Raw genomic sequence first — 7,461 nt, forward strand, 5'->3', positions numbered from 1 at the left:
GCACCACCCGGTACTGCGCTAATCCGCGCACTGCCAACAAGCGGCCTCATGTATCGTACGCCGCCTTTATTACCCCGAGGATAGAATGCAAAAAATAGTTTTCGATTTGACATCAGAATTCATCGAAGTCAACCAGCTGCTGAAGCTGGTCGGCCTGGTGGACAGCGGCGGCGCCGGCAAGAACCTGGTCGCCAGCGGCGTGGTGTCGGTCGATGGTAAACAGGAGCTCCGCAAGACCGCCAAGATCCGCAGCGGCCAGACCGTGTCGATCGGCGATATCCGGATCAGCGTGCAGTAGCCGGGGTGGAGTTGGTGCGTAACACCGGGCCGAAAAGGCCGGCCGCCGGGCCATGAAAAGCGGCGGCTTATGTTTGCGCACTAACAAACAGAACGGGGCTTCCTTGTTTATATTTTAAGACGTCATCCAACGGCTTAGAGGTGAATGCAATGGAAACTCCGGAACACCGCGCACAATCGCAGGAACAGCTGATCGGCGACCTGCGCCTCGTGATCGAAAACGCGGAAGAACTGCTCAAGAACACCGATCACTACTCCAGCGCGATGTACCAGAGCGCGCGCGCCAAGCTGTCGCTGGCGCTGGAAGCGGCCAACGAAGAACTGGCCCGCTTTGAAGATTCCCAGCTCGAACGCATGATGGCTGCGACCCGCGCTGCCAATGAACGGTTCATGGACCGCACCGGCGAAGAGCGCATTCTGCGCGCGTTTCACTGAGCTGACGTTATCGGTAGGGTTGGCCTGGGCGGCCCCGCGCTACGCCGCCGACGCGGTGGTAGTTTGCCGCAAGATCATCCGGCGCGACATCAGGACCGATAACAATCGACGCGTCGGCGGCAAAGCCGCCAACCCTACGCAACCCCGCCGATTACGCCTTGGTATTGATCGTATTTCCCAGATGCGCCGGCAGATTCTGCGCCTGCGGCACCGCCGCCAGCGATTCGATCAGCTGCGTCGCCGACGCCATCTGGATATCCTGCGCACGCTTCAGGACCGCCAGCCCGACTTCCTGGCGGTTGCCGGTTTCCGCCATGCTGGTGGCGAGTTTGGCGATATTCGTGACATCCATCGTGGTCTCCTGATAAGGCTGATCACTCATTAACGGCCGCGCCGACCGGAACTTGAGGGCTGCTGCATAACCAACCGTGCAGCCAGTCCATCACCTCGTCCGGATCGTTCAGGTCGAGCCACACCACGCCTGTCCTCACGCCCGCGGGCCGCGCCACGTCCGACACCACGCCGACGATCGCGCCGTCGTCCGGATACAGCGCCGGCTTGCCCAGCCCGGGCCGAAACACCTCGAGCTTCGGAACCGCTTCCCACTTATAACCTTCGACCAGCGTCAGATCGGCCGGCGACAGGCGCCGCAAATGCTCGGCCAGCGACGGCTCGGCCTCGCCGCGCAGTTCGCGCATGATGGCGGTGCGGTACGGCGACGCGATCATCACCTCGGCCGCGCCGGCCAGACGCAGGCGCGCGCTGTCCTTGCGCGGCGGCTCAAGTTCGATGTCGTGGTGACTGTGCTTGACGATGTTCACACGCAGCCCGGCGGCTGCCAGGCGCGCCACCAGCTTCTCCAGCAGCGTGGTCTTGCCACTGCCCGACCAGCCGACCACGCCCAGCACCCGCCCCGATTGGTTAGTGTCGATTTTAGCGGCGACTTCAGTATGCGACACGGTAGCGGTATCCCCGGTAATTCATCACGGCCGCTTTCGGCAGCAGGCGCTCGAGCACCAGGCCCGGCGCTACTTCTTCGCCTTCGCGGCGCAGCATCTTGTCGACCAACAGCAGGCGCTCGGCCGGATCGGGCGAATAGATGTAGCCGCCGAAGGCGACCTTCGGGATCTCGCGCTGGATCGCCTCGGGCAACTGCTGCAGCGTGCGGACCGTTTCTTCGGCCGGTGCCGCGGCTGGCGCGGGCGAGGCTTCGGCGACACGCGGCAAGGACTCACGTACTTGCCGCGCAGGCGAAGGAGCAGGCGCTGGCCGGGCGGGCGCGGCCTCCTGCGTGGGCGATGCCGCTGCAGCGACCGGTGCCGGCTTGGCGGCGACTGGTGCGGGTGCGGGTGCGGGTGCGGGTGCGGGTGCGGGTGCGGGCGCGGGTGCGGGTGGCGGCGTTACCGGCGCTGGCGCCGCAACCGGTGCAGGGGTGACTGGCGCGGGCACCGGCTCAGTTGCGGCAGCAGGTGCGGATACAGGCGCCTGCGCGACCACCGCGGGCGCAGCCTTCGGCACACTGCCCTGGCGCGTCCACCACAGCGCAGCCAGCGCAACCAGCAAGCCGGCGCCGACACCGATCGCGACGTAACGCCGCCGGGCGCCCTGCGCGGTCGCCGGAGCCGCATACGACTGCGCCGGCGCATGGATGGTCGGCGCGCTCCCGAGCTGGCGCTCGGCCTGGGCCTTCTTCAATGCTTCAAGGATGTACGACATATTATTTTCCCGTCCCCGCGGCGGCCAGCAGGCGCGGTTCCGCCACGCCGGAGAGCTGGTTGAGACGCATGTAGGTGTGCGGTCCGGCCACGCCGTCCGCTTTCAGGCTCTGCGCCGCCTGGAACGTGCGCAGCGCTTCTTTCATCGACGCGTCAAAGGGCCGGTCGAGCGGCGGCGCAGCGGTCGATGCGAGTCCCGCCAGGCGCTGGGCCAGCCAATCGACATCGGCCCCGCGGTCGCCCTGCGCCACCATGTCGCGGAAGGCGCGCGGCACGCGGAAGAAGGTGGTGAATTCGCCGCCGAAGCGCGCCACGAAGGCCGCGACGCCGATCCGCTCGCGGCGGCCGTCCGCTTCCAGCGTCACGGTGTCGGCATCGATCGCCGTCAACAGCGCGTAGCCGGTCTTCGCACCATCGTGCAGCGTCACCACGGCCGGGCGGTCGAGCAGGCGCAGTTCATACAGTCCGCCCCTGCCCCCGTAGCAGCGCAGGTTGACGCGCAGCGCGGCATCGCAGATGGACTTGGCGTCGGCACCGGCCAGGCTGGCAAAATCCGATCCCCATAACGCGGCGAGGCGCTGCAGCGCGGCGGCCTCGCTGGCCTGGGTCGGCACACGGGCGCCGGATGTGGTGCTCGCCTTGGCTGCAGCAGGCGTGGCCACCTTGGAAGCCGCAGGCTGCTGCGCCAACGCCGCCGTCTTCGGCGCATCCTGGTGCGGCATGATCTGCCACGCCGCCGCAGCACTGAGCGCCACCCCGGCCAGCACCCCGCCCGCGACCAGCGGCCAGCGCGCCCCGCCCTTGCGCGCCACCGGCTCGCCCGCGAACACCTCTTCGGCGGCGCGCAGCAGGATCGGGCGCGTGACTTGGGCGCTGTTCTCGACATAAGCACCCAGCAGCGCGCGGTCGCACAGCAGGTTGATACGGCGCGGCACGCCGTGCGTCAGGCGGTGCACCAGCGGCACCAGTGGCGGCGGGAACGGCGTGCCGGCGGCGCCCGACACCGCCAGCCGGTGCGCGATGTAGGCGCCGGTTTCAGGTTCGGACAAGGGACCCAGGTGGTAGCGCGCGATCACGCGCTGCGCCAGCTGTTCCAGCTCGGGACGGGCCAGCATGGCGCGCAGTTCGGGCTGGCCGATCAGGATGATCTGCAGGAGCTTGCGTTCGCTGGTCTCGAGATTGGTCAGGAGGCGCAACTGCTCCAGCACTTCCGGCGACAGGTTCTGCGCCTCGTCGATCACCAGCACGTTGTTCAGGCCTTGCGCGTGCGACTCCAGCAGGTAGCGGTTGATGGCATCGACATAGCCCTTGACGCCGGATCGCGCGCCATCCGCCGGCAGGCCGATGCGCAGTTCGTCGCATACGCTCAGGAGCAGCTCTTCCACCGTCAGCTTGGGGTTGAAGATATACGCCAGCCGACAGTTGTCGGGCACTTGCTCGATGAAGCAGCGGCACACGGTGGTCTTGCCGGCGCCGATCTCGCCGGTGAGCAGCACGAAGCCGCCGCCGCTGCCGATCCCGTACAGCAGGTGCGCCAGCGCCTCGCGGTGACGCTCGCTCATGAACAGGTAGCGTGGATCGGGGGCGATCGAGAACGGTGCTGCCTTCAGCTGGAAATAATGGTTGTACATGCAATGGGAACGGCGATAGGGTCGGCAACGAGTGCGGCAATGGCGCCCCTAACGAAGCGGCGCCTGCGGCTTGAACTTTGCGCAGTATATTTTGCTTTTGTCATTGGCGTACGCGATCGTGCTGCCCGGGTTGGACTTGCGCAAAGGGTAGCGCGAGCCATCGACCGCGCGAAACGCCGTGCCGGCGCCGCTGCGCAGCGATTTTTCCAGCTCCTCGGGTTTGCTCTCGGTAAGCGCGGCGATGAACACCAGATCGCTGCTGTCGTCGCTGACCATCACCTCTTTGACTTGCGCGCCCCACAGCGTGGCGTCGGTGCGGAACCAGTAGGCGCCGCCCTCGCGCTTGTAGGATGGGCCGAAGAACTGGGTCAGGTATTGGTAGAAATAAGCGTTGTTCAATTCGCTGCGGCACAGCAGCGCACTGCCGATCACCGGGCCGAAGGTTGACGGCGCGGCCTGCGCCGGGGCACCCGCCAATGCCAACGACAGGGCCAGCGCCGACGCGGCCAGGCCGGCCCGGACCCGTGGTCCTTGCCTGAACATGCTGCGTGGTTGACGTGGTGCGCGCACTGCATGCGCGCCCGGTTGGCGATTCACCTGAAGCTCTCCCAAAACGATCCCGTCATTATGACACCCTGCCGCGCCGCACGGCCACCGCCGGGACGGCTTCCTGCGCCCTCGTTGCCCTTAGATTGCCGCACTCACAATGGCGCTGTTGTGGTCGAACCACATAGGGCTGCCAAGCCATTGTCTGCCTGATAAAGCGCTTTGCAGCCGCACACCCGCGCCGGCATCCGGCGCATCCTGTCGCGGCTGGATGCAGCTGATCCCGCCAAATCGTCGTTCCATCGATCTGGTCGTGCGCGGCGCGTCCTCTTGTCTTATCGTCCAGTCTCCGATTCACTTGAGAGCGACACCGACACCATCATGCATATCGCCTTGAAACGCACCCTTCCCGTCCTCGCCGCCGGCCTGTTCGCCGCCTGCGCCGCCCATGCGGAGCAGGCACCGGCCACGATCACCGAGCAGCGCAGCGTCGGCGCCTTCAACGCCATCGAATTGAACGGCCCGTTCGACGTTGCGGTGCGTACCGAAGGCCGCGCCGGCGTGGCGCTGTCCGGTGAGCGCGCCCAGCTCGACGAAGTCGAGGTGTTCGTGCGCGACGGCACGCTGGTAGTGCGCCCGCTCGCGCGCAGCGGTTTCCATTTCGACTTCGGCAAGCGGCGCCAGAGCGTCACGGTGAACATCGGCGCGCCACAGCTGGCCAGCCTGCGCATGGCGGGCAGCGGCGACGTCACGCTCGACGGCATCGGCGGCGAACGCTTCACGCTCGCCGTCGACGGCCCGGGCGACCTGCGCGCCAGCGGCGCGGTGCGCGACCTGACGCTCAAGGCCAGCGGCAGCGGCGACGCCGACCTGCGCCGGGTGCGCGCCACCAATGTCGACCTGACCTTGTCCGGTCCGGGCGACGTGCGCCTGTCGAACATCGGCAACGACCTGCGTGCCAAAATGAGCGGATCGGGCGACCTGGAGGCGGACGGCCTGCGCCTGGCGCGCCTGGAGGCGCAGATGAGCGGCCCGGGCAACGCCAGACTGACCGGCAGCAGCCGCCAGATCCAGGCCAGGATCAGCGGTTCGGGCGACCTCGATGCCTGCGAGCTGGCGGGCGAAATCGTCACCACGCTCCAGAGCGGCCCCGGCAATGCCTGCATCGGCGGCCCGATCGCCAAACTCGACAGCCAGAACACCGGCTCCGGCAACCTGCAGGCGCCGTCGGTGCAGGCGCGCGAGGTGGTGCTGCGCATGAAAGGCCCGGGCAACGCCAACCTGGGCGGAAAGATCGGCAAGCTGCAGGCGGAGCTGGGCGGCTCGGGCGAACTCGAAGGCGACGCCCTGCGCGTGACCCGCGCGCTGGTCACCAGCAACGGTCCCGGCGACGTCGTGCTGGGGATGGTCGACGACACGCTCGAAGCGTACCTGAGCGGCTCGGGCAAGCTGACCGCCGCGATCGAAGGCAAGCGCCTGCTGCTCAATGCGAACGGCCCGGGCGGCGCCCAGGTCCGCGGCCGCGTGGCACTGGTGCGCGCGCGCATGAGTGGATCGGGCACCTTCGACGGCCGCGACCTGAATGCGGAGCGCGCCGACATCGCGGTCAGCGGTCCGGGCAACGCCAAGGTGAACGTGACCGGAGCGACCGCGGCGCGCGGTGCGCCAGACGGCGGCCAGCTGCTGGTGGTGGACCGCAACGGCCGACGCCACGCGCCGGAATAAGCTGCATCAGGCGCGCGCCACCGCCTCGGCCAATACCGCCTCCACGTCGGCCGGCAAGGCCGGCTTGAGCAGGTGGCGGTCGAAGCCGGCCGCGCGCGAACGGGCCCGGTCTTCTTCCGCGCCCCAGCCGGTCAGCGCCACCAGCATCGCTTGCGCCGACTCGGGCGAAGCGCGCAGGCGACGCGCGGTTTCGTAACCGTCCATGCGCGGCATCCCGATGTCGAGGAATACCAGCTCGGGATCGAACTGCGACGCCACCGCCAGCGCGGCGACGCCGTCGTGCACCACGCGTGTTTCATGCCCGGCGATCTCCAGCAGCGCGGCCAGCGTGTGCGCGGCGTCGGCGTTGTCGTCCGCCACCAGCACGCGCAGGCGGCGGGCAGACTGCCCCGGCGCGGGCGCGGCATCGCCTGCTCCTGCTTCAAACGCTGACGGCGCGCTGTGCGCCAGCGGCAGGCGCACGGTGAACGTGCTGCCCTGTCCCACGCCGCCGCTGTGCGCGATGACGCTGCCGCCATGCAGCTCGACCAGGCGTCTTACCAGCGACAGCCCGATCCCGAGCCCGCCATTGGAGCGGTCCAGGCTGCGCTCGACTTGGGTGAACATGTCGAACACCGCGCCCAGCGATTCGGCGCCGATGCCGATGCCGTTGTCCTGCACCGAGATCTCGAGCATGGCGCCGTCGATGCGCGCCGCCAGCACGATGCGGCCGCCGTGCGGCGTGTACTTGGCCGCGTTCGACAGCAGGTTGCTGACCACCTGGCTGATGCGCACCGGGTCGGCCTCGACCTCCAGCGCCATCTCCGGCACCTCCACCTCGAGCCGGTGGCCGTTGGCGTCGATCAGCGGACGGCTGGTCTCGACCGCCGTGGCGATCGCCTCGCGCAGGTCGGCGCGGCGCATCTGCAGCACCAGCTTGCCGCTCGAGACGCGCGCGATGTCGAGCAGGTCGTTGACCAGGTGGACCATGTGATTCACCTGGCGCTCCATCATGGCGCGCACGTTGTCGAGCAAGGCCGGATTGGGTGCGCGGCCCGAGGTCTGGGCATTTGCGTTCATGCGCATCAGTTCCAGCCCGTTGCGGATCGGCGCCAGCGGGTTGCGCAGCTCGT

The 7,461-nt window shown here is 68.1% G+C and carries 9 protein-coding genes; 3 read left to right on the plus strand and 6 right to left on the minus strand.

Annotated features, from left to right (window positions below; genetic code table 11):
• Positions 1-85: 85 nt before the first annotated feature.
• Positions 86-298 carry an RNA-binding S4 domain-containing protein gene (locus RTQ83_RS23965; RefSeq protein ID WP_312520487.1) on the plus strand — a complete coding sequence of 71 codons (213 nt, stop codon included), beginning with the start codon at positions 86-88 and terminating at the stop codon, positions 296-298.
• Between the two features lie 149 nt (positions 299-447).
• On the plus strand, positions 448-732 hold the full coding sequence (locus RTQ83_RS23970) for a DUF883 family protein (RefSeq protein WP_312520490.1): 285 nt from the start codon (positions 448-450) through the stop codon (positions 730-732).
• A 151-nt stretch (positions 733-883) separates the two neighbouring features.
• Here RTQ83_RS23970 and RTQ83_RS23975 read toward each other — a convergent pair whose 3' ends face one another.
• Genes RTQ83_RS23975 through RTQ83_RS23995 form a run of 5 tightly spaced genes read right to left on the minus strand, consistent with a single transcriptional unit; the run spans position 884 to position 4,690 of the window.
• On the minus strand, positions 884-1,084 hold the full coding sequence (locus RTQ83_RS23975; RefSeq protein WP_312520493.1) for a YjfB family protein: 201 nt from the start codon (positions 1,082-1,084) through the stop codon (positions 884-886).
• A 22-nt stretch (positions 1,085-1,106) separates the two neighbouring features.
• On the minus strand, positions 1,107-1,691 hold the full coding sequence (gene mobB / locus RTQ83_RS23980; RefSeq protein ID WP_312520496.1) for a molybdopterin-guanine dinucleotide biosynthesis protein B: 585 nt from the start codon (positions 1,689-1,691) through the stop codon (positions 1,107-1,109).
• Positions 1,678-2,448, minus strand: a complete 771-nt coding sequence (locus RTQ83_RS23985) for a general secretion pathway protein GspB (protein WP_312520499.1) — start codon at positions 2,446-2,448, stop codon at positions 1,678-1,680. The genes mobB and RTQ83_RS23985 overlap by 14 nt, the downstream gene beginning before the upstream one ends.
• A gap of 1 nt (position 2,449) precedes the next feature.
• Positions 2,450-4,078, minus strand: coding sequence for an ExeA family protein (locus RTQ83_RS23990; RefSeq protein ID WP_312520502.1), 1,629 nt, complete (start codon positions 4,076-4,078; stop codon positions 2,450-2,452).
• Between the two features lie 48 nt (positions 4,079-4,126).
• On the minus strand, positions 4,127-4,690 hold the full coding sequence (locus RTQ83_RS23995; protein ID WP_312520504.1) for a hypothetical protein: 564 nt from the start codon (positions 4,688-4,690) through the stop codon (positions 4,127-4,129).
• 327 nt (positions 4,691-5,017) lie between these two features.
• Here RTQ83_RS23995 and RTQ83_RS24000 point away from each other — a divergent pair, with 327 nt between their 5' ends.
• The gene (locus tag RTQ83_RS24000) at positions 5,018-6,349 is read left to right on the plus strand and encodes a GIN domain-containing protein (protein WP_312520506.1); all 1,332 of its coding nucleotides are present in this window, start codon (positions 5,018-5,020) and stop codon (positions 6,347-6,349) included.
• Between the two features lie 6 nt (positions 6,350-6,355).
• On the opposite strand, the gene RTQ83_RS24005 is transcribed toward RTQ83_RS24000, so the two are convergent.
• Positions 6,356-7,461 (minus strand): ATP-binding protein (locus RTQ83_RS24005; RefSeq protein ID WP_312520508.1); only part of this gene is annotated, 1,106 nt, incomplete at its 5' end.

The organism is Massilia sp. (assembly GCF_031995545.1).
Classification (GTDB): domain Bacteria; phylum Pseudomonadota; class Gammaproteobacteria; order Burkholderiales; family Burkholderiaceae_D; genus Telluria.